At 70.9% G+C, this 20473-nt stretch carries 16 protein-coding genes; 9 read left to right on the plus strand and 7 right to left on the minus strand.

Going from position 1 to position 20473, the window contains the following annotated elements; translation table 11 throughout:
• Positions 1-71 precede the first annotated feature (71 nt).
• Positions 72-803, minus strand: coding sequence for an SDR family NAD(P)-dependent oxidoreductase (locus RIC31_RS25530; RefSeq protein ID WP_350114977.1), 732 nt, complete (start codon positions 801-803; stop codon positions 72-74).
• A 32-nt stretch (positions 804-835) separates the two neighbouring features.
• The gene (locus RIC31_RS25535) at positions 836-1996 is read right to left on the minus strand and encodes a M24 family metallopeptidase (RefSeq protein ID WP_350114980.1); all 1161 of its coding nucleotides are present in this window, start codon (positions 1994-1996) and stop codon (positions 836-838) included.
• Between the two features lie 126 nt (positions 1997-2122).
• Here RIC31_RS25535 and RIC31_RS25540 point away from each other — a divergent pair, with 126 nt between their 5' ends.
• From RIC31_RS25540 to RIC31_RS25560, 5 genes are all read left to right on the plus strand, one after another.
• The gene (locus tag RIC31_RS25540; RefSeq protein WP_350114982.1) at positions 2123-2662 is read left to right on the plus strand and encodes an MAPEG family protein; all 540 of its coding nucleotides are present in this window, start codon (positions 2123-2125) and stop codon (positions 2660-2662) included.
• A gap of 250 nt (positions 2663-2912) precedes the next feature.
• Entirely contained in the window at positions 2913-4667 is a 1755-nt protein-coding gene (locus RIC31_RS25545) for a winged helix-turn-helix domain-containing tetratricopeptide repeat protein (RefSeq protein ID WP_350114985.1), read from the plus strand.
• A gap of 31 nt (positions 4668-4698) precedes the next feature.
• Positions 4699-5865, plus strand: coding sequence for a phosphatase PAP2 family protein (locus RIC31_RS25550; RefSeq protein WP_350114988.1), 1167 nt, complete (start codon positions 4699-4701; stop codon positions 5863-5865).
• Between the two features lie 48 nt (positions 5866-5913).
• The gene (locus RIC31_RS25555; RefSeq protein WP_350114991.1) at positions 5914-7929 is read left to right on the plus strand and encodes a S8/S53 family peptidase; all 2016 of its coding nucleotides are present in this window, start codon (positions 5914-5916) and stop codon (positions 7927-7929) included.
• A 135-nt stretch (positions 7930-8064) separates the two neighbouring features.
• Complete coding sequence (locus RIC31_RS25560; protein ID WP_350114994.1) at positions 8065-8538, plus strand: hypothetical protein; 474 nt, start codon at positions 8065-8067, stop codon at positions 8536-8538.
• 173 nt (positions 8539-8711) lie between these two features.
• Here the strand turns inward: RIC31_RS25560 and RIC31_RS25565 are convergent, their stop codons facing one another.
• Together RIC31_RS25565 and RIC31_RS25570 are read right to left on the minus strand one after the other, a co-directional pair.
• Positions 8712-10622: an ABC transporter ATP-binding protein gene (locus tag RIC31_RS25565; RefSeq protein WP_350114997.1), complete on the minus strand. Its 1911-nt coding sequence runs from the start codon at positions 10620-10622 to the stop codon at positions 8712-8714.
• Positions 10619-12499, minus strand: a complete 1881-nt coding sequence (locus RIC31_RS25570; protein ID WP_350115000.1) for an ABC transporter ATP-binding protein — start codon at positions 12497-12499, stop codon at positions 10619-10621. Before RIC31_RS25570 ends, RIC31_RS25565 begins: the two co-directional genes overlap by 4 nt.
• A gap of 147 nt (positions 12500-12646) precedes the next feature.
• On the opposite strand from RIC31_RS25570, the gene RIC31_RS25575 reads away from it, so the two are divergent.
• Together RIC31_RS25575 and RIC31_RS25580 are read left to right on the plus strand one after the other, a co-directional pair.
• Positions 12647-14347 carry a thiamine pyrophosphate-binding protein gene (locus tag RIC31_RS25575; RefSeq protein WP_350115003.1) on the plus strand — a complete coding sequence of 567 codons (1701 nt, stop codon included), beginning with the start codon at positions 12647-12649 and terminating at the stop codon, positions 14345-14347.
• Positions 14348-14350: 3 nt separating this feature from the next.
• Entirely contained in the window at positions 14351-15175 is an 825-nt protein-coding gene (locus RIC31_RS25580) for a transglutaminase-like domain-containing protein (protein ID WP_350115006.1), read from the plus strand.
• Here RIC31_RS25580 and RIC31_RS25585 read toward each other — a convergent pair.
• Positions 15172-16809, minus strand: coding sequence for a Na/Pi cotransporter family protein (locus RIC31_RS25585; RefSeq protein WP_350115009.1), 1638 nt, complete (start codon positions 16807-16809; stop codon positions 15172-15174). The genes RIC31_RS25580 and RIC31_RS25585 overlap by 4 nt on opposite strands.
• A gap of 209 nt (positions 16810-17018) precedes the next feature.
• The gene (locus tag RIC31_RS25590; protein ID WP_350115012.1) at positions 17019-18011 is read right to left on the minus strand and encodes an NAD(P)H-quinone oxidoreductase; all 993 of its coding nucleotides are present in this window, start codon (positions 18009-18011) and stop codon (positions 17019-17021) included.
• A gap of 106 nt (positions 18012-18117) precedes the next feature.
• On the opposite strand from RIC31_RS25590, the gene RIC31_RS25595 reads away from it, so the two are divergent.
• Together RIC31_RS25595 and RIC31_RS25600 are read left to right on the plus strand one after the other, a co-directional pair.
• Positions 18118-19020 (plus strand): Fpg/Nei family DNA glycosylase, encoded by a 903-nt coding sequence (locus tag RIC31_RS25595; protein ID WP_350115015.1) that lies wholly within the window; start codon positions 18118-18120, stop codon positions 19018-19020.
• On the plus strand, positions 19017-19397 hold the full coding sequence (locus RIC31_RS25600; protein WP_350115018.1) for a VOC family protein: 381 nt from the start codon (positions 19017-19019) through the stop codon (positions 19395-19397). Before RIC31_RS25595 ends, RIC31_RS25600 begins: the two co-directional genes overlap by 4 nt.
• Positions 19398-19579: 182 nt before the next feature.
• Here the strand turns inward: RIC31_RS25600 and RIC31_RS25605 are convergent, their stop codons facing one another.
• Positions 19580-20374: an aspartate dehydrogenase gene (locus RIC31_RS25605; RefSeq protein ID WP_350115021.1), complete on the minus strand. Its 795-nt coding sequence runs from the start codon at positions 20372-20374 to the stop codon at positions 19580-19582.
• Positions 20375-20473 lie beyond the last annotated feature (99 nt).

The following is a 20473-nucleotide window of genomic DNA, read 5'->3' on the forward strand; positions in this document are numbered from 1 at the left end:
GAAGCGTCGTTTCACCCATCATGGGCGATCGGACCGCGCCTGCACAAGCCGGGGCCGAGATCCGCGACGGATCACCAGGGGACCGGCGTGCCCCGATGGTCGAAGAACCCGCCGGATCCGGCGACCGTCAGCCCGTCGACCACGGTCAGGAGGCGTTCCGCCGCCAGGGCGGGCAGCTGGGCCTCCAGGCCGGTCCTGGCGAACGGCCGGGACAGGCCGGTGTCGACGGTCCCGGGATGCAGCGCCACGCAGACCGCGTCCGGCCGGGTTCGCCGGAGTTCGACTGCCGCGGTCCGCACCAGTTGGTTGAGGGCGGCCTTGGAGGCGCGGTAGCCGTACCAGCCGCCGAGCCGGTTGTCGGCGATGCTGCCGACCCGGGCCGACAGGGTGGCGAACACCGCACGGCCCCGGCGCGGCAGCCGCGGCAGCAGGTGCTTCATGAGCAGGGCCGGGCCGACGGCGTTCACCGCGAAGGCGTGCGACAGCCGGTCGCCGTCGAGCTCGCGCCAGGACTTTTCGGGCATGGCCTGGTCATCGTGCAGGAAGCCGGTGGCGTCGATGGCCAGCCGGATGTCGCCATGGGCCGCCGCCGCCTCGACGGCATGCTTCAGGCTGGCCTCGTCGAGGAGATCGATCGCCGGCTCGGTCGCGCGGCCGAACCCGAGGACCGTCGCAAAGGCGCTTCCGGCCCGCAGCCGCTCCAGCAGGGCCGACCCGATCCCGCCGCCGGCGCCGAACACCACGGCGACCCCGCCGGGCGGCCACGGGGCGGAGGCGGCTTCCGCTTGATCCTGGTTCGTCATGCGGCCTGTTACGCGGCCGACAGCCGGGCGGATCAGCGCGCCGGCAGGTCCAGGGCGTGCCGGCTCAGCACCTCGCAGCCGGTCTCGGTCACCAGCACCGTGTTGCCGAGGCCCATCGCCAGCCGGGTCGCCGGGTCGCCGACCATGACATGCGGGAAGAACACCATGCCGGGGCGGAGTTCCAGGGGATTGCCGCTGTAGATCATCGGCGGCACGTCCATCCAGGACGGCCGGTAGGTGGCGCCGAGCGAATAGCCGCAGGCGGCGAAGCGGTGGTCGCGGTGGCCGGCGGCGTCCAGGCGGCGGCGGTGGATGTCGTCGACGGCGCCGAGCGGCTCGCCCGGCCGGAAGGCCGCCTGCATTTCCTCCAGCGTGTCGCGGACCAGGGCGTGCAGGTCGCGATGCGCGGCCGGCGGCGCCCCGATCGCGATGCTGCGCTCGAGGCAGGCGTTGTAGCGCCGGAAGGTGCCGGCGTATTCCAGGATCAGCAGGTCGCTGGCGTCGAGCCGGCGGGGACCACCGACGCCGCGGCCGTAGACCGCCCGGCTGCCGGAGTTGACCAGCGGGCCGGCCGGCGGCATGTCGCCGCCGCCGCGCAGGATGGCGGCGAGGATCGCGGCGGTCACCTCGGCATCGACGACGCCGGCGGCCGCCGTGGCCAGCGCCGCGTCGTAGGCGTCGTCGGCCAGCGCCGCCGCCCGGCGCAGATACTCGATCTCGGCCGGCGACTTCACGAGGCGCATCGCCGCCACCGCGTCGTCGGCCGGGATCAGGGGGCAGAAGCCGTCGAGCGCCGCCTGAACCCGCAGCAGGCTGCGGCCGGTCAGGCCGTGGGTGTCGGTCTCGATCCCGACCCGCCTGCCCGCCAGTCCCTTCTCGCCCAGGATCTCGCGCAGGGCGACCGCCGGGTCGGCCCCCTCGGCGTCGAACCACACCCGGATCTCGTCGATCAGCGAGGTGTCGCGGGCCTGCGCCACGTCCGGGCGCCGGCACAGCAGGGTCAGCGGCCGGTCGTCGGCGGTGACCACCAGGCACTGGAAGAACACGTAGCCACCGCCGTCGTAGCCGGTCAGGTAGTAGTGGCTCTCCTGGCCGAAGCACAGCAGGGCGTCGAGCCCCCGCTCGGCCAGCCGCGCCCGCAGGCGGGCGATCCGGTCGCGGTGCTCGGATTCCTCGAACGGCAGGGATGGCATGCGGCGGTCTCCGGTTGCTGTCCGGCAAAGCCTACGCGGTCCGGTCGCCCGCGGCACCTCTCGCCGGTTGACCCGCCCGGCGCCGGGGTGAAGGTTGGGCGGCGTCGAGGTCAGTGGAGGTGCACCATGGCTCTCAGCGAAGCCCAGCGCGGCGTGTTGCGCGGCATGCTGGCGGCGGTCGCCGTGACGGTGGCGGCGATCGGCGCGGCGGTGCTGCTGCAGCCGGCGTTCCTGATGCCGCTGCCGGGGTTCGAGCAGCGGCTGGCGGCGACCCTGCACTGGGACGGGTTGGTCCTGGCCTGCCTGGTGCTGGCGATCGGCCTGCTGGCCCGGCATCGGTTCTTCACCCCGGCCGACATCGACGGCAGCGGCCTGACCGCCGGCACCGACCGGGCGAAGGTGCTGCAGGCGGTGCTGCAGAACACCCTGGAGCAGGCGGTGATCGCGGTGCTGGCGCACCTGCTGTGGACGGCGGCGACCCCGGCCGGCTGGTTCGCGGCGGTGCCGGCGGCGGCAATGCTGTTCCTGGTCGGCCGGATCTGCTTCGCGCTCGGCTACCGCGGCGGCGCCCCGGCACGGGCTTTCGGCTTCGCCCTGACCTTCTACCCGACGGTACTGCTGACCGTCGTTTCCGTCCTCGTGCTGGCGCTGAACGCGGTGCGGTGAACCCGCCCGATGCGTCCACCCGCCCAGACCGACGACAAGCACCGGTAGCAGCGTCGGCGCCACGGCACAGATGCCGTGTTATACGGCGCGTTGCACCCCCACCATTCCGCGACTAGATTCCTGTGTCGGGGGACTTCCGCATGACCGCACTGCTTCAATCGATCCTGATCGCCGGGCGCAGATGCTCGCTCGGCCGGTGCTGACGGTCTCGACGACCGGCACCGGATCCGGCGGAGGACGGACACGACAAATGTCGACCGACGAACATCGTCACGGCACGATTCGATTGGGAGACATCGAGTACCACCCGGACACCGGAAGGCTCGCCAAGATCACGGGTGAAGAAGTCTTCCTACGCGCGCAATCGGCGCATGTTCTTCGCGTTCTCGGCGAGAACGCCGGGAGCCTCGTCAGCAAGGACCGATTGATCTCGGAAGTCTGGCGGGACGTCCATGTGACCGACGACAGCCTGACCCAGTGCATCTCAGACATCCGCCGCGCGATCGGCGACAAGACCCGCGAGATCCTTCAGACCGTTCCGAAACGGGGATTCATCCTGCGCGTCCCGACCGGCGGGCGGGCGTCCCCGCAGTCGGGAACCACGCTCTCGGAGGACGGCGCGGTCGCCGGCGCCGGAAGCGGTCACGCCTCCCTCTCGGCCGCTTTCACCGCCACCGCCGTCATCGATCCACCCAGCCGGACGGGCGGCCTCACGCGGACGCCCGAGCCGTACCCGCTTCCAGCCGCCCGGCCGCCGCAGAGCCCGCACGCGCTCGTTCAGCCGCTTTCCGGCCATCCTGAGCGATCCGCCGACCCGCTCCCGACGATCGCCGTCATCCCGGTCAGGGCGATCGGCGGGACGCCGGCGCTCGATGTCGTCGGCGAGGTCGTCGCCGACGACGTCATATCCGCCCTGTCGCTGTCCGACGAGGCCAACGTCACCTCCCGGCTGTCGACCACCGTCTTCAAATGGCGCGACATCCAGCTCGGCGCCGTCGGACGGGCGCTGAACGCGGATTTCGTACTGTCCGGCTCGATCGCGGGCGATGACGAGCGCGTCATCCTGCGCCTCGAATTCGCGGAGGTCGGCACGAACCAGGTCCTCTGGTCGGACCGCATCGAGGCCGGCATTCCGTCCCTGATCACCGAGACCGACGTCTCGCAGAAGATCGTGTCGGGCATCCGCCGGTCGGTCGAGCTGCGCGAGATCCGCCGCGTCAAGTCCAACCCGCTCGAATCCCTCAGGGACTACAGTCTGCTGACCGGCGCGGTCGGGCTGATGCACCGGCTCGCGCCTGCGGATTTCACCTCGGCGCGAACCCTGCTGGAAACCCTGATCGAGCGCTCGCCCAACCATCCGTCGCCCCTCGCCTGGATGGCCCGGTGGCACGTCCTGCGGGTGCAGCAGGGCTGGTCGCCCTCGCCGCAGCACGACGCTGAAGCGGCCCTCGACTGCGCCAGGCGCGCACTCGACATCGATCCGGACAACGTCCTCGCCCTCACCAATGCCGGCTTCGTGCTGACCAATCTGCTGCGCCGGCTCGACGAGGCCGAGGAGCGCTACGACACGGCCCTCGAGGTCAATCCCAACGACGCCAACGGCCGGCTCCTTCGCGGGGCGCTGTACGCCTTTCGGGGCGACGGGGAGCGCGCGATCCTGGACTCCGAGCGGGCGCTCCATCTCGCCCCCCTCGACCCCCACCGCTTCTTCTTCCTGGCCCTGGCCGCCGGCTCGCATCTGGCCGGCGCGAACTACGGACGCGCGCTCGAACTCGCCGACGACTCGCTGCGCTTCAACCGGTCCCACACCTCGACCCTGCGTATCAAGACGGTCGCGCACATGCGCCTCGGGCAACCCGAGAAGGCGCGGGCCGCCGCCCGGGAGCTGCTGCGGCTGCAGCCGTCGCTCCGCGTCAGCACCTGGTTGAGCACCTCGCCCAGTGCCGATTTCGAGATCGGCCGGCGCATCGCGGAGGACCTGCGTGCCGCCGGAATACCCGACTGAGACCACGCCATGTTGAAAGGAGTCGCGAGCCATGCCGGTCCCGCCCAGCGCATCGCCTGAAGGCAGCTTCGGAAGTTTCGGAAGTTTCGGAAGCTTCGGGAGTTTCGGAAGCTTTGGCAGTTTCGGCAGTTTCGGCGGGCCGGAGAGCCCGCTGGTAGCCGCGGCGCTGCTGACCAATCGCGACGGCATCGTCGGAGCGCCGGTCACGCCGGATCCCCGGCTTCCGCCGAACCGCCCCGACGACATCACCGGCCTCGAGCGCATGGCGCCCGCGGTCCGCGACAGCATCATGACGTTCGACCTCGCCTCCCGCGTCAGCTTCAGCGTCGACGCGGGGAAGTCGCCCACCGCGTCGATCTGGCGCTCGACCGAGCCCGCGGGGTCCTCGTCGCGGATCGAGCGCAAGCTGCTGGTCTCGATATCCGCACCGTCGATCAAGCAGTTCGAGACGCAGATGAACTACCTCACGGCCTATGCCGACCTTCGCGAGGACCGGACCAGCGAGATCCTGGCGCAGACCACCGGCGTGGTCCCGTTCTTCGCGTCGCTGCTCTACATGGATCCGGGCCGGACCCCGCACACGCTGCAGCTGCTCGCCATCGCGTTGCGCTTCGCAAATCTCGCCTACATGCGCGTCAAGTTCGGGCTCGGCTGCAAGCGGCCGATCCTGTTCTCGCCGCAGGTCCAGCCGGTGATCCCGACCCCGACTCATCCGACGCTGCCGAGCGGCCATGCCACGGAGGCGTTCCTGGTGGCGCGCCTGCTCTGGAAACTGCTGCGCGACTCCAGGTCGCCGCAGGCGCACGTCAAGACCGGCTCGTGGGGCGAGATGCTGATGCGCCAGGCGGCGCGGATCGCGACCAACCGCACCGTCGCCGGCGTGCACTTTCCGGTCGACAGCGCCGCCGGCGCCGTCCTCGGGCTGACCCTGGCCGACTTCGTTCACGAAGTCTGCCGGCCCAAGCCGGGTGTCCCGCCGACCGCCACCTTCGTCGGGCAGAACTTCGACCCTCACGCGGACTTCGACTGGCACCCGCTGTACGACGTCGAGCACGACCGGCAGGCGCCGCACGCGGGTCCGGCAAAGAAGCCGTGGGCGACCAGCGGCACCGGCAAGGACAAGGACCCGACCGCGCCGTCCCCCGCGCTGCACTGGCTGTGGGAGAAGGCCGTCGCCGAATGGGTCGAGGCGGGGTAGCGGCCGCCCCCCTGGACAGCGCCCGCCCGTCAACCGGAGGAGCCGGCAATGGAACTCAGCTGGCAGACCAGCACCGCCACGACCGTGATCGACCCGATCACCGACTACCGCCTGAGCCGCGACGCGACGGCCTATCCGGAACCGGTCGAGTCACTCTGGTGGTCGGCGATCCTGCTCCTGAGGGATATCAGCATCGACGAACTGATGCGCCGCAGCGACCTGCAATCGCCCGGCAACCTGATCGTTCCGAACGTCTACGACGCCGACGAGCGCAGCGCCGTGCCCGCCGAACAGCCCGTCACCCTGTTCGCCCGCGCGCCGCTGCTCAAGCTGGCGAACACCGTGGGGAACGACCTGGGCGTCGCCTCGGTGTGTCTCGGCGGGATCATCCGCAGGGAGCATCTGCGGCCGGAGCCGGAGCCGGCCCCCGGCCCCGGGCATACTCCCCCACACATCAGGTGCCCCAAGGGCTCGGCCGTAATGGCCGTGATCGACGACGGCATCGCCTTCGCCAACAACCTGTTCAGGGACGGCCTCACGTCGACCCGAATCCAGCTGGCCTACATCATGGCGGCTGCCCCCAGGCACGGTGGCAAGGGAAAGCCCGGCGAGACCCAGGGGCTCACGCTCGACAAGTCACGGATCGACAGGCTCCTGAACGAATGCACCTCGCTCGGCCTGCTGGACGAGGAGACGTTCTACGCCAGGGCCGGGCTGTTCGACCTGTTCGGCGGGCACTTCTCCCCGGTCGCCCACCGGCGCTCCCACGGCACCCACGTCGCCGCCCTGGCAGCCGGATACGAGATCGACGCGGCCCCTCGGACCCGGCCGATCATCTGCGCCTCGCTGCCGCCCCGGGTCACCCAGGACACGTCCGGGCAGAACCTGTATCCGAGCCTCCTGCTGGCATTGAAGCGGCTGAGGCGCGAGGCGCTGCGGTTCCGGATGCCGGGCGGCAAGCGACCGCCGGTCGTCTACAATTTCAGCTACGGAACGCTCGACGGGCCGCACGACGGGACCGGCAGGATTCCCCGGCTGTTCCAGAGGCTGGTAGGCGGCGACCAGACGCAGGTCAGCCGGATGGTGCTGCCGGCCGGCAACGGCAACCTCTCCCGCACCCACGCGCTGGCGGACTTCGCGAAGACCGATCGCGTCACCCTCGACCTGCGCGTCGTCCCGGACGACCGGACGGCAAGCTACGTCGAGCTGTGGATGCCCGACGGCGGCTCGGGCAAGCCGGATTACGTCGACGTAAGGGTTACGCCGCCGGGTGGTCCGCAGAGCCCGCCGGTCCGCGCCAACTCGGGCGAGTCGGTATCCCTCGTCGACCACGACGGGCAGGAAGTCGGCCGGCTGTCCTGCGGACGGGAATCCGGACCGGGCTCGCGCGGTGTCATCGTGCTGAGCGTCAATCCGACGGCGAGCCTGGCGCAGAAGGCGAAGCTGGCGCCGGCCGGGCGGTGGCGCATCGTGATCGGGAAGCGGTCGATCGCCGCCGGCGAGGCCGTGGAGGTCTGGGTCCGCCGGGACGATACCCTGCCCGGCTTCCCCCCGTTCGGCCGCCAGGCGCATTTCGACAACGCGAGCTATCGGCGGTTCGATGGGCTCGGCTACCCGCTGGCCGTCGATCCGCCCGGCACCGACTGCCCGGTGCGGCGTGCCGGCACGCTGAGCGGGATCGCCACCGGGGAGGCGCCGCTGGTGATCGCCGGCTTCACCCACAGCAACAGCCTGCTGTCCGACTACTCCGCCGCCGGGCCCGTGGAAAGCCGTGACGGCCCCGACGCCGCCGCCCGCAGCGACGACAGCGTCGTGCTGACGGGCGTGCTCAGCGCCGGATCGCGCAGCGGCACCATGGTCCGCCTGTCGGGGACCAGCGTCGCCGCGCCGCGGGTCGCCCGGTTCACGGCCGACGCCATGGCGAAGGGTGCGACCGGCGATCGGGCGTGGCTCCGCTCGGCGGTGGAGCATCAGCCCGCGCCGTTGCCGGGACCGTCCCCGGGTCCGACCCGGTGCGGGGCCGGCCGCCTGGCGATCGCGGTCGACTTCGGTCCCCCGGAGTGACGCCGCCTGCCGAAGTCCCGGCGATTTCGGCTTTCTTTCGGAAGGGTTTCAGGATTCCGGCCGCCGGACTCCGCAAGGTTGACCGCGTCGGGGCAACGCCCTGGCTGTCGACCGGATCGGAAGAAAGGAACCCCCATGGCCATGGTCGCCGCGTCTTCTGTCACCTGGGTCTGCCCTGCCCTTCCCGTCATGCTGCAGAACGCCTTCACCTCGAACGTCATCGCCCAGACCGGGGAATGGCCGCATAACAACGGCCTCTGCGCCTATTCGGGAATGCGCTTCGGCGAGGACACCTACTGGTTCTTCCTGCAGTACCTGCCGAACCGGTTCAAGATCGCGAACCAGCGCTTCAACAACTGGGTCATAGCCGGCGGCGACGGCACCATGACCGTCCACGATGGTGGCGACTGTCCCGACCAGTACTGGGCCATGGAGCCGGTCGACGGCCAGCCGAGCATCGTCCGGCTGAAGAACCTGACCCACGGGATCTATGCCTTCGACCCCAACTCGGTCGGCGAGACCGGGGAACTGGCCATCTCGCCGCTCAGGCAGGTGCAACGGTCCCGGTTCGAGTGGGCTCTCCTCAACCAGCCGAGCCTGGCCTTCTGATCCGCCGATCGACTTGCGGATCTATCGCGGAGAAATCCGAGGACCGGGCTGCCGGCGGCAGCCCCCGTCGGCGGCAAGGCGACCCGGTGCCGGTGGACGACAGTCACGCGTGCCCGAGTCCCAGGAGGGGGAGGACCGGCATGCGGGAGGGGCGGTCGAGCTTCGGCCGCCCCTCACGTCCCCCGCCCGTCCTCGCGCGTGGCCTTGGCGATCTCCTCGGCCGGGATGTCGTCGAAGCTGGCGTAGTTCATCCGGTACAGCCGGGCATACAGGCCGCCGGCCGCCACCAGGGCGTCGTGCCTGCCTTCCTCGATCTTGCGGCCGTCCTGCAGCACGATGATCCGGTCGGCGCCGCGGATGGTCGCCAGCCGGTGTGCGATCACCAGGGCGGTGCGGCCATGCAGCAGCCGCGCAAGCGCCCGCTGGATCTCCAGCTCGGTGTAGCTGTCGACATTGGCGGTCGCCTCGTCCAGCACCAGGATGCGGGCGTCGGCCACCAGGGCCCGGGCGAAACTGATCAGCTGGCGCTGGCCGAGCGACAGGTTGGCGCCGCGCTGCTCGAGCATGGTGTCGTAGCCCTTCGGCAGGCGCAGGATGAAGTCGTGGGCGCCGACCGCCCTGGCCGCCGCCTCGACGTCGGCGCGGGTCGCCCCCGCCTTGGCGTAGCGGATGTTCTCCTCGATGGTGGTCGAGAACAGGAACGGCTCCTGCAGCACCATGGCGATGTGGCGGCCGAGCGAGGCCTGGGTGACGCGGCGCACGTCGCGGCCGCCGACCAGCACCTCGCCCTGCCAGACGTCGTAGAACCGGTGCACCAGCGCGGTGGTGCTGGTCTTGCCGCTGCCGGTCGGGCCGACCAGCGCCACGGTCTCACCCGGCGCCACCTTGAAGCTGACGTCGTGCAGCACCGGGTTGCCCGACTCGTAGCCGAAGGTGACCCCGCGGAACTCGACCGCGCCGTCGATCTCGGCCGGGTCCTCGGCGTCCGGCGCGTCCTTGACCTCGACCTCGACGTCGGTGACCTCGAAGATCCGCTGCCCGGCCGCCATGGCGCGCTGCATGATGCTGTACTGCAGGGTCAGCGACCGGATCGGGTCGAAGAACCGCTGCACGTAGAACAGGAACGCCACCATCACGCCGATGTCGAGGCTGTCGGACAGCACCATCGAGCCGCCGGCCACCACCACGATCGCCATCGCCGAGCCGGTCAGGGTGTCGACGATCGGGATCATCACGTTGGTGAACTTCGAGGCCTTCAGATGGGCCAGCAGGTTGGTGCGGGCCTTGCCCTCGAACAGCCGGAAGTTGACGTCCTCGCGTCCGAGTTCCTGGATCGCCCTGATGCCGTGGACGTTCTCGGCGAGCGCGGCGTTCACCGAGCTGCTGGCCTCGCGCGCCGCCATGAACGCCTTGCGGGCCAGCGGCAGCCAGACGATCCGCACCAGCAGCAGCAGCGGCACCACCGACAGGGTCAGGCCGCCGAGCACCGGATCCAGGCTCAGCACCACCGCGACGATGCCGAACAGCAGCACCAGGTCGCCGATCGCGAAGATCGAGGACTCCAGGAACTCCTGCAGGGCGTAGACGTCGCCCTGCAGCCGCGACATCAGTCGGCCGACCTCGGTCTTGTCCATGAACGACAGCGAGACGACCTGGAGATGCGCGTACATCGCCCGGCGCAGGTCGAACAGCAGATGCTGGGCGGTCCGGCTGACGGTCGCCTCCATCACGTGGTTGGCGGCGTAGTTCAGCGCCACGACGCCCACGAACACGCCGACGAACAGCTGCAGCAGGCCGAGGTCGCGAATCTGCTCGGCCAGCGCATGGTCGATGGCCGCCCGCACGATCAGCGGGATCGACAACTGGGTGGCGGTGAATGTCAGCACCGCGACGATACCCAGCGCGATGCGCCGGCGGTACGGCGCCAGATAGGTCAGGAACCGCTTCACCACCCAGGGGTCGAAGGCGCGGCCGAACAGCTCCTCGTCCTGGTCGATCTGCGAGCCGACCACGGCCAGCGGCGACGGACGGTCGCGACGCTCGGCGGGATGCGGGGCGGTCGGCGTGGTCTCGGGCGTGCTCATGACGGCGCCCCCTCGCCGGCATTCGGTTCGGTGCTGCGGGCCTGCAGGTCGTAGAGCTGGCGGTAGCGTCCGCCGGCGGCCATCAGCGCGTCGTGGCTGCCGCGCTCGACGATCCGGCCGGCCTCCAGGAACAGGATCTCGTCGGCATGCATCAGGGCACTCAGGCGGTGGGCGATCACGATCACTGCGCGGTCGGCGGTGAACTCCTTCAGGGCCTCGCGGATCCGGCGCTCGGTGGCGGCGTCGACGGCGGCGGTCGAGTCGTCGAACACCAGGATCCGGGCGTCGGGCAGCACGGCCCGGGCGATCGAGAGGCGCTGGCGCTGGCCGCCCGACAGCGACACCCCGCGCTCGCCGACCAGGGTCTGGTAGGCCTGTGGCAGGCCCTTGATGTAGTTGTGCAGCTGTGCCATCTGCGCCGACTTCTCGATGTCGGTCCGGCCGGCCCAGGGATCGCCGTAGGCGACGTTGTGGTCGATGCTGGCGGTGAACAGGAACGGTTCCTGCGGGACGATGCTGACGGCGGCGCGCAGCGACTTCAGGGTGACGCCGCGAATGTCCTGGCCGTCGATGCTGACGCTGCCCTCGGCGACGTCGTAGAACCGGCCGATGAGCTGGGCGATCGTCGTCTTCCCGGACCCCGGCGGGCCGACGATGCCGATCATCCTGCCCGGGCGGGCCTCGAACGAGATGTCGCTCAAGGTGCGGTCGTCGCCGGCCGCCGCCGGATAGCGGAAGCCGACGCCCTCGAACCGCAGCGCGCCCTCGGTCACCACGAGCGGCCGGGCGTCCGGGGCGTCGGCGATCGACGGCTGCAGGTCGAGCACGTTGAACAGCCGGCCGCCGCAGGTCGAGGCGCGGGCGATCGAATTGATCATCCAGCCGATCTGCCGCACCGGCATCTGCAGGATCAGCATGAAGGCCAGCGCCTCGGTGAGCTGGCCGAGCGTCACCTCGCCGGCGATCACCTTGGCGCCGCCGACCCAGAGCGTCAGCGCCATCGCCAGGAAGTACACGAAGGTCATCTGGGTGGTCGACAGCACGAACAGCCGCACCCGCCGGCTGGCGATCGCCAGCGCGGTGTCGGAGATCGCGTCGTAGCGCGTCATCTCGTGGGCCTGGGCCGCGAAGGCGCGGACCACCCGGATGCCGCCCAGGTTCTCCTCCATCACCTTGGTCAGCAGCGACATCTGGTCCTGCAGGGCGATCCAGGTGTCGCGCAGCTTCAGCCGGGCGATCGAGGCGCGCACCCCGACGATCGGCACGAAGCTCAGCGCCGCCAGCGCCAGGACCGGATCGTTGCGGAACAGCACCACCGCCCCGCCGCCGATCAGCACGGTCAGCAGGATCGAGCGCAGAACCCCGGTGTCGACCCACAGCCTTACCCCCTCGATGTCGAGGATGCCGCGGGTCATCAGGTCGCCGGTATGCACCCGGTCGTGCCAGGAAAGGCTGAGTTCCTGGAGCTTGCGGTAGTAGTCGAGCCGCAGGCGGTAGCCGATCAGCTGGCCGACCGCCTCGCCCTGGTAGTTCTGCAGCATGGTGAAGGCGCCGCGCGCGACCGCCGCGCCCAGCAGCAGCAGCGCGGTGGCCAGCAGCGCATCCTCGGCGGCCGCGCTCGCCACGTCGCCGGCGGCGGCCCCCGCCAACAGGCCGCGCGCCTGGTCGACGGCCCGGCCGAGATATTGCGGCACCAGCAGCTGGAAGCCGCCGGCGCACAGCGTCGCGACCACGGCCACAGCCATCCGCGCGCGGTGGCGGAACGCCATGGCGGTGATGCGCCACAGCACGGACGTGTCGAGCTTCGAGACGTCGATGCTGTATTCCGCGTCGACGGCGATGTCGACGCGCTTGGCTGGCTTCTGGGACCGGGTCATCGGGTGCCGGGGTGGGTTCCGGAACGGGGCCGAGACTATGCCACGGTCTCGCGCCGGGGAACACCCGCGGGCGAGCTCGACCGTACTTGCGGGTCCCGCGCTCTCCGTGCGTTGATCGACCGAATGCCCATCCGAGGAATCGCTCCCATGAAAGCCACTGCCGGTCGCATCCTGTACGAAACCCTGAAGGCCCACGGCGTGTCCTGCCTGTTCGGGATGGAGGACCCGATCCACGTGTTCCACGCGGTCGACCGCGCGGCCACCCGGGTCGTCACCGTACGCGACGAGAAGCACGGCGCGATCATGGCCCACGGCTATGCCCAGGCCACCGGCCGCCCCGGCGTGTGCACCGCCACCTCGGGCCCCGGCGCCACCAACCTGATCACCGGGTTGCTGGAGGCGCTGCAGTCCTCGGTGCCGGTGGTGGCGCTGGTCCAGGACCATCCGCTGCGGATCAAGGGCCGCCACGCCGGCAGCGCGCTCGACCATGTTGCCGCCCTGACGCCGTTCGCCAAGGCGGTGTTGCGCATCGACCTGGCCGAACGCACCGCCGAGCTGACCCGCTCGGCCCTGCGGATCGCCACATCCGGACGGCCGGGCCCGGTCGTCCTGCTCTGCCCGACCGACGTGATGGCGGCCGAGACCGAGGGCGACCCCTGTGCCGACGCGCCCTACACCCGGTTCCCGGCGGTCCGCACCCGCGCCGACGCCGCCGCCCTCGCCCGTGCCGCCGACCTTCTGGCCGGCGCCGAGCGGCCGCTGATCGTCGCCGGCGGCGGCAGCGTCGCGTCCGGCGCCTTCGCCGAGATCGCCGAGCTGGCGGAACGCTTCGCCGCCCCGGTCGCGACCACCATGACCGGCAAGGGCGCGATCGCCGACGGCCACCCGCTGTCGGCCGGCGTGCTCGGCACCTCGACCGGCGGGCTGTACGGCCGCGGCAAGGTTTCCAACACCCTGCTGGACGAGGCCGACGTGGTCTTCGTGCTCGGTTCGCGCACCGGGCAGATCTGCTACTCGAACTGGACCCTGCCGAAGCCGGGCACGGCGCTGATCCACCTGGACGTCGACCCGGCCGAGATCGGCCGCAACTTCCCGACCGACGTGCCGATGGTCGGCGACGTGCGCGACAGCCTGCGCGACCTCCTGGCGCATTGCCGGGCGAACGGCCTGGAGCGCAAGGACCGCGGCAACGGCGGCCGCATGGCGGTGCTGAAGGAACAGGTCGAGCGCGAGCTCGCCGTGGTCGCCGGCTCCGACCGCCGGCCGATGCGCCCGGAGCGGGTGATGGCCGAGATCGGCCGGCTGACCGACGCCTCGACGATGATCGTGACCGACGCCAGCTACGTCACCGGCTGGGCCATGAGCCAGCTCGACGTGCCGGTCGCCGGCCGCTTCATGCTGTCGCCGCGCGGCACCGCCGGGATCGGATGGAGCCTGCCGGCGGCGATCGGCGCCAGGCTCGGCGACCCGTCACGCACCGTGGTCTGCGTCACCGGCGACGGCGGCTTCGGCTATGTGATGAACGAGCTGGAGACCGCGGCGCGCTACGGCGTGAAGGTGCTGACGGTGGTGTTCAACAACTCGACCCTCGGATTCCAGCGTCACTGGGAGCAGCTGGCGATGGGCAGCTACATGGACTGCGATTTCCTGGAGGTCGACTATTCCGAGGTGGCGCGGGCCCTGAAATGCGCCGGCGAGAGCGTGACCGACCCGGCCGACCTGCCGGCCGCCCTGGCGCGCGGCCTGGCCTGCGACGGGCCCTACCTGATCAACGCGGTGATCGACCCGGAGGCGGCGGCGCCGATCATGGGCTTCGACAAGCCGATCCCGGCCGACGCGGCGCACTGATCGATGACGGCCGGCCCGCAGGACTGGTATGTGCGGCACGGCCCGCTGACCGATCCCGAACCGTTCGGGGCAATGCTCGACAGCCTGCCGAACGGGGTGGGCGGGCTGGTCGAGGTCGTCCAGGGCCTGCTGATCCACGATGCGGGCCTGCACCTGTACGACCTGGCCGCCGCCGACTTCGCCGCCGCCTCGCGCGAGACCCGGCCGGTGTCGGAACGCCTGTCGGCCCTCGCCGCCGCCCCGTTGACGACCGCCCGCGCGCCCGCCGGGCGGATCTTCGCTACCTGCCGGGACTACGCGCTGCTGCTCACGGCCTTCCTGCGCCACAAGGGCGTCGCGGCCCGCGTGCGCTGCGGCTTCGCAGACTATCTCCGGCCGGGCTTCCATGCCGACCACTGGGTGTGCGAATACCGGCACGACGACGGGGGACGCTGGGCGTTCGCCGACGCCCAGATGGACGCTGCGCATCGTCGGCACCTCGGCATCGCCTTCGACCCTGCCAGGCTGCCCGCCGGCCGCTTCCTGACCGCCGGCGAGGCCTGGAGGCTGGTGCGGTCGGGTGCCGCCGACCCCGCGGCCTTCGGCCACGGTACCGCCTGCGGCGAGTGGTTCCTGCGGGTCAACCTCGCCCGCGACCTGCTGGCGCTCGGCAAGCGGGAGGTCTCAGACTGGGACGGCTGGCGGGATGCCGGGCCGGCGCACCGCCGGCTCGACGATGAGGCCCGGCGCCGGTGCGACGCGATCGCAGCGACCGCAGCCGGTGCCGACCGCGGCCCGGGAGTGATTCCGGCCGATCTCGCCGGCCGGCTGGATCCGTTCTGGCGCTAAGGGGCCGGTGCGGCAGTCCCGACGGCAGAAGGTTCGACAGGCGTCGACGGCTCGCGGGGCAGCAGCCGGTGCAGCAGCCAGACCGACCGCTCGTACAGGCTCGACAGCGCGAACAGCGCCTGGTGCGCGTCGCGATCGAGCGCCGGCATGTCGTTGACCAGCCGCTCACGCATCCGCTGGATCGTCTCGGCCCGGTCCGATGTGAGTCGGCTTATCGTCTCGATGTCCTCGGCGTCGGGCGCGATCAGGGTCTCCGCGACGGCCCCCACCAGGAAGTGCAGGCTTTCCGCCATCGCCGCGACGCTGGGAGCGAGACCGGGAAACGGAGCGGCGGCCTTGGCGGTGGCGACGAACGCCGTGACGGTCTCGGTCAGGTCCTTCGCCAGTTGCACGCGGTGACCCAGCAGCGTTCCGCCGATCAGGAACGACCGCGACTGGCTCTGGTCCTGCACCTCCTGGATGAAGATCTCGATACGGGAGGCCAGGGCGAGATTGGCGTCGTGGAGAACCGCCGGGGTGTGCGCCGGCGTCCGCGTCGGATCGGTGCCGATGGCCTCGATCATGACGCCGAGGTTCGGCAGCAGGCGCGACATTTCCTTCTCGGCCAACAGCGGGGCGGTCTCGGAATCGGCGTACGGTTCCGCCGGCAGGTAGCGTGGCGACGCCAGCCGGTCGACCTTGGAGACCCGCACCAGTCGCACCGCCAGCCCCAGACTGCGATCCCGGAACGCCAGGGCGATGAGGATCGTGCCCGCCTCCCACAGAACGATGATCATCACGCCGCGCGACGCCAGGCTGTCGGGAGGCAGCCATGCGGTCAGAAGGGAGACCGGGGCGCTCATGCCGCTCCACTCGAGCACCAGCAGACCCGTGACCAGCAGCGCAGCGGCGGACTGGTTGGCCACATTGAAATAGGCGAGCGACTGGGTCGCCCGATCGAAGCGGCGCATGTAGAGCGAGGTCTTGGACAGGTTGCCGAACATCCCGCCGACCAGCAGGAACCCGGCGATCAGGAACTCCATCGAACCCGACGCCACCAGGGACACCGTGACGATCGCGATCACCAGCACCGGCATAACGAAGCCGATGGACAGCCCGATGGCCAGCGCCACCAGCGGGTGGTGGGCGGCGACCAGCAGCGCTGCGTCCAGCAGTGCCGTTCCCTTCATCAGGAAGGCCGCTTCCCGCATCAGGTCGATGCCGAGGATGAGCAGGCCGGCCCCCAGGAGGGCCTGGACAAAATGGCGCGTCCGCTCGCGCCGGTGCAGGTCCAGCAGGTACATGACGCCGGCGGCGCCCAGCAGAGCCTCGTCGAGCAGGCTCGCATCGATGGCGAGCAGGAAGATGATCGGCGAGCCGCCGATGTTGGACCATACGATCACGTCGGCGCCGCGCTTCAGACTGAGCGCCCGGGCCGCCACCATGCCGGCGACGGTGTAGAAGAGCACGCTGGTCTTGAGTGTCAGCGGGCCGGTGATCAGGCCGAACAAGGCCGCATAGGGATAGGACCGCGTCAGGCGCCGCAGGACCCGCCGGAAGCGATGACTGACCATCTCGCGGGCGCCCGCGGTCAGCAGCTTCATGCTCATGAAGAGCACGCCGAACCCGGCGACGAGCGTGATGAGGATCGTCATGGCCGATCGCGTCACAGCAATTGCGGGAGCCCTGCGGCCGACCGCCGTCTACGCGCCCGCTCGCACCGCGGCGTTTATGACAACGGACAGTCGACGTCCAGTCGAACATGCGCGACGGACCTCGACCAATGTGCCCGGCAAAGGCAGTTCCGTTATGCGAAACGGCCCCTGACTACTGGGACTTCTCTTGGCATGGCCGACCGGGACGGTCAAACCTCGAGCAGGATCTTGCCGATGTGCTGGCTCGACTCCATCAGCGCGTGGGCGCCGGCGGCATCGGCCAGCGGGAAGGTCGAGTGGATCAGCGGCTTGACGGTGCGGGCTTCCAGCAGCGGCCAGACCTTCTCCTCGAGCTGGCGGGCGATCGCCGCCTTCTGGGCCACGGTGCGCGGCCGCAGGGTCGAGCCGGTGATGGTCAGGCGCTGGGTCATGACCTTCAGGAAGTTGAACTTGTCGACCACCGGCGGCTGCAGGAAGGCGATCTGCACCAGCCGCCCCTCCAGCTTCAGGCAGTCGATGTTGCGCTGAATGTAGGGCCCGCCGACCATGTCGAGGATGACGTCGGCGCCGCCGGCTTCCTTCATCACCTCGACGAAGTCCTCCTGGCGGTAATCGATGCCCCGGGTCGCCCCGAGTTCCTCGCAGACCTTGGTTTTTTCGGCCGAGCCAGCGGTCGCGTAGACCGTGGCGCCGAAGGCATGGGCCAGCTGGATGGCCGTGGTGCCGATCCCTGACGAGCCGCCGTGGATCAGGATGGTCTCGCCCTTCTGCAGGCGGCCGCGCTCGAACACGTTGGTCCAGACCGTGTAGTAGTTCTCCGGCAGCGCCGCCGCCTCGGCCAGGCTGTAGCCCTTGGGCAGCGGCGAGCAGGTGTCGGCCGGGGCCGTGCAGTACGCCGCATAGCCGCCGCCGGCCACCAGGGCGCAGACCTGGTCGCCGACCTTCCAGCGCGTCACGCCGCCGCCGACCGCCGCCACCGTCCCGGCGATCTCCAGCCCGGGAATGTCGGAGGCGCCCGGCGGCGGCGGATAGCCGCCGGCCCGCTGCAGGCAGTCCGGCCGGTTGACCCCGGCGAACGCCACCTTGACCAGCACCTCGCCCTCGCCGGCCTGCGGCACCGGCCGGGTCCCCGGCTTCAGCACCTCGGGGCCGCCGGGCTGGGTGATCTCGATCGCCGTCATGGTCGCGGGCAGGTCGGACATGGCTCTCTCCCTGGATGACTTTCCCTCTACCTAGCCCGCCGGCCGCCGCGGGGAAAGTCCGACTCCCGGACTTGCCCGCGCCGTAGCGCCGGACGACACTCGTGCCATGCCGGAACTGCCGGACATCGCGATCTACCTGGAGGCGCTGGAGCGCCGGATCCTGGGGGCCGAGATCACCGGCCTGCGGATTGCCAGCCCGTTCCTGGTGCGCTCGGTCGATCCGCCGGTCAAGGCGGCGGTCGGCCGCCGGGTCGAGAACCTGCGCCGGCTCGGCAAGCGCATCGTGATCGGCCTCGACGGCGACCTGTTCCTGGTGCTGCACCTGATGATCGCCGGCCGCCTGCAATGGACCGCGCCGGGGGCGGCCCTGCCGGGCAGGAAGGGCCTCGCGGCCTTCGACTTCCAGGGGGGCACCCTGATCCTGACCGAGATGGGCTCGAAAAAGCGCGCCAGCCTGTACCTGGTACGGGGCGCCGGAGCGCTCGCGGATCACGACCCGGGCGGCCTGGAGCCGCTGGAGATCGACCGGGAGGCGTTCGCGACCGCCCTGGTCGCCGGCAACCACACCCTCAAGCGCGCGCTGACCGACCCGCATCTGTTCGCCGGCATCGGCAACGCCTATTCCGACGAGATCCTGCACGCCGCCGGGCTGTCGCCGATCGCCATGACGCGCAAGCCGGGCGATGCGGAAGTTACCCGGCTGTACGAAGCGACCCGCAGCACCCTGCTGGCCTGGATCGAGCGTGGCCGTCAGGAGACCGGCGACGGCTGGCCGACGCGGGTCACCGCGTTCCGCCCGGCCATGGCGGCGCACGGCCGATACGGCAAGCCCTGCCCGGCCTGCGGCACCCCGATCCAGCGTATCGTGCACGCCGACAACGAGACCAACTACTGTCCGCGCTGCCAAACCGGCGGCAAGCTGCTGGCCGACCGGGCGCTGTCGACCCTGCTGAAAAAGGACTGGCCCCGGACCATCGACGAATTGGAAAGCCGGAGGAAGACGCCTTGATCGACCATGTCTCGGTCGCCGTGCGCGACCTCACAGCCGCGGCGGCGTTCTACGAGGCGGTGCTGGGCCCGCTCGGCTACACGCGGCTGGTCGAGCGCGAGCGCACCGTCGGCTTCGGCAAGAAGTACCCCGAGGTCTGGCTGAACCTGCGCGAGGGCCTGGAACCGATCGGGCCCGGCACCGGCGTCCATGTGGCGCTGCGGGCCCGCGACGAGGCGGCGGTGCGGGCGTTCCACGCGGCGGCGCTGCAGCACGGCGGAACCGACGCCGGCGCGCCGGGACCGCGGCAGGCGGCGCTGGGCCCGTACTTCGGCGCCTTCGTGCAGGATCCCGACGGCAACAAGATCGAGGCGGTGACGTTTCCTGCGGGGGAGTAGCAGCCGGATCCAAGAGCCCGTCGTTCCGTGGGTTCCGGATCAGCCGCGCGGCTGCGCGCCTGTCCGGAATGACGAAGTGGGGTGGGGCATCGTTCATTTGCCGTCATTCCGGACCGGACCGCCGGCGGTGGGACGGAGCCGGAACCCACCCGCCGCCTCACCACTTGATAGCGGGACGCCCCTCACCCCCCGATCCGCACCGCCGACACCAGCTGCCGCACCGTCTTGGTCACCGCCATCGCCACGATCTTCCCGGTCTTGCGGTTCTCCTCGGCGACCGCGACGTCCTCGACGAACCGGAACGAGCCGAAGGCGCCGCGCGCCGTCACCTCGATCACATGGGTGTCGATGGTCGGGTCGGCGACGATGGTCAGCCGGGTGCGGTCGAGGCCGATGCCGGCCAGCGCCACCGCCGCCGAGATGTTGACGTTCTGCGGGTAGGTCGCCGCCCCCTCCCGCGCCGTGCCCTCGAAGATCACCGTCGGCTCGGTCATGCCGGCGAGGTCGAACAGGCCCTCGGCGGCGGTCCCGTACCAGGCGCTCGGATCCTTGCGCACCAGCATCTCGACCGCGTCCAGGCCGCCGACTGCCGCCCCCGACAGGATGTCGAGCGCGCCGATCCCGGCCGAGGCCAGGGTCAGGCTGGTGCCGCCCCGCTCGGCCGCCGCCCGGCAGCGGTCGTGCAGGGCGTCGTCGGTCAGGGCGCCGATCGAGGTCATGATGACGGCGACCCCGCGCTCCAGCAGCCTCGGCACGTGGTCGCGCACCGCCTGGTGGCCGGCGCCCTCCAGCACCACGTCGAAGGCGTCGGCATGGAACGCCTCCGGGTCGGCCAGCAGAAGCGGGCCCGGCGCCGCCGGTCGCGGCCGGCGCACCAGCACCGCCGGTATCGTGACCCGGTCGGACAGGTCGCGCGCCACCAGGTCGATCACATGCGCGCCGATGGCGCCGGCGCCGATCAGGCCGAGTCTGAGCATGGGGAGCCTCGTCGGGTTGGGTCTGCAGCCGGTACCGTAGCGACGGCCGGCTCCCGACGACAGGTCTCGCTTCGCCTTCCCCCTATCGTCCTGAGGCGC

This window comes from Thalassobaculum sp. (genome assembly GCF_040219615.1).
In the GTDB taxonomy this organism is placed as follows: domain Bacteria; phylum Pseudomonadota; class Alphaproteobacteria; order Thalassobaculales; family Thalassobaculaceae; genus Thalassobaculum_A.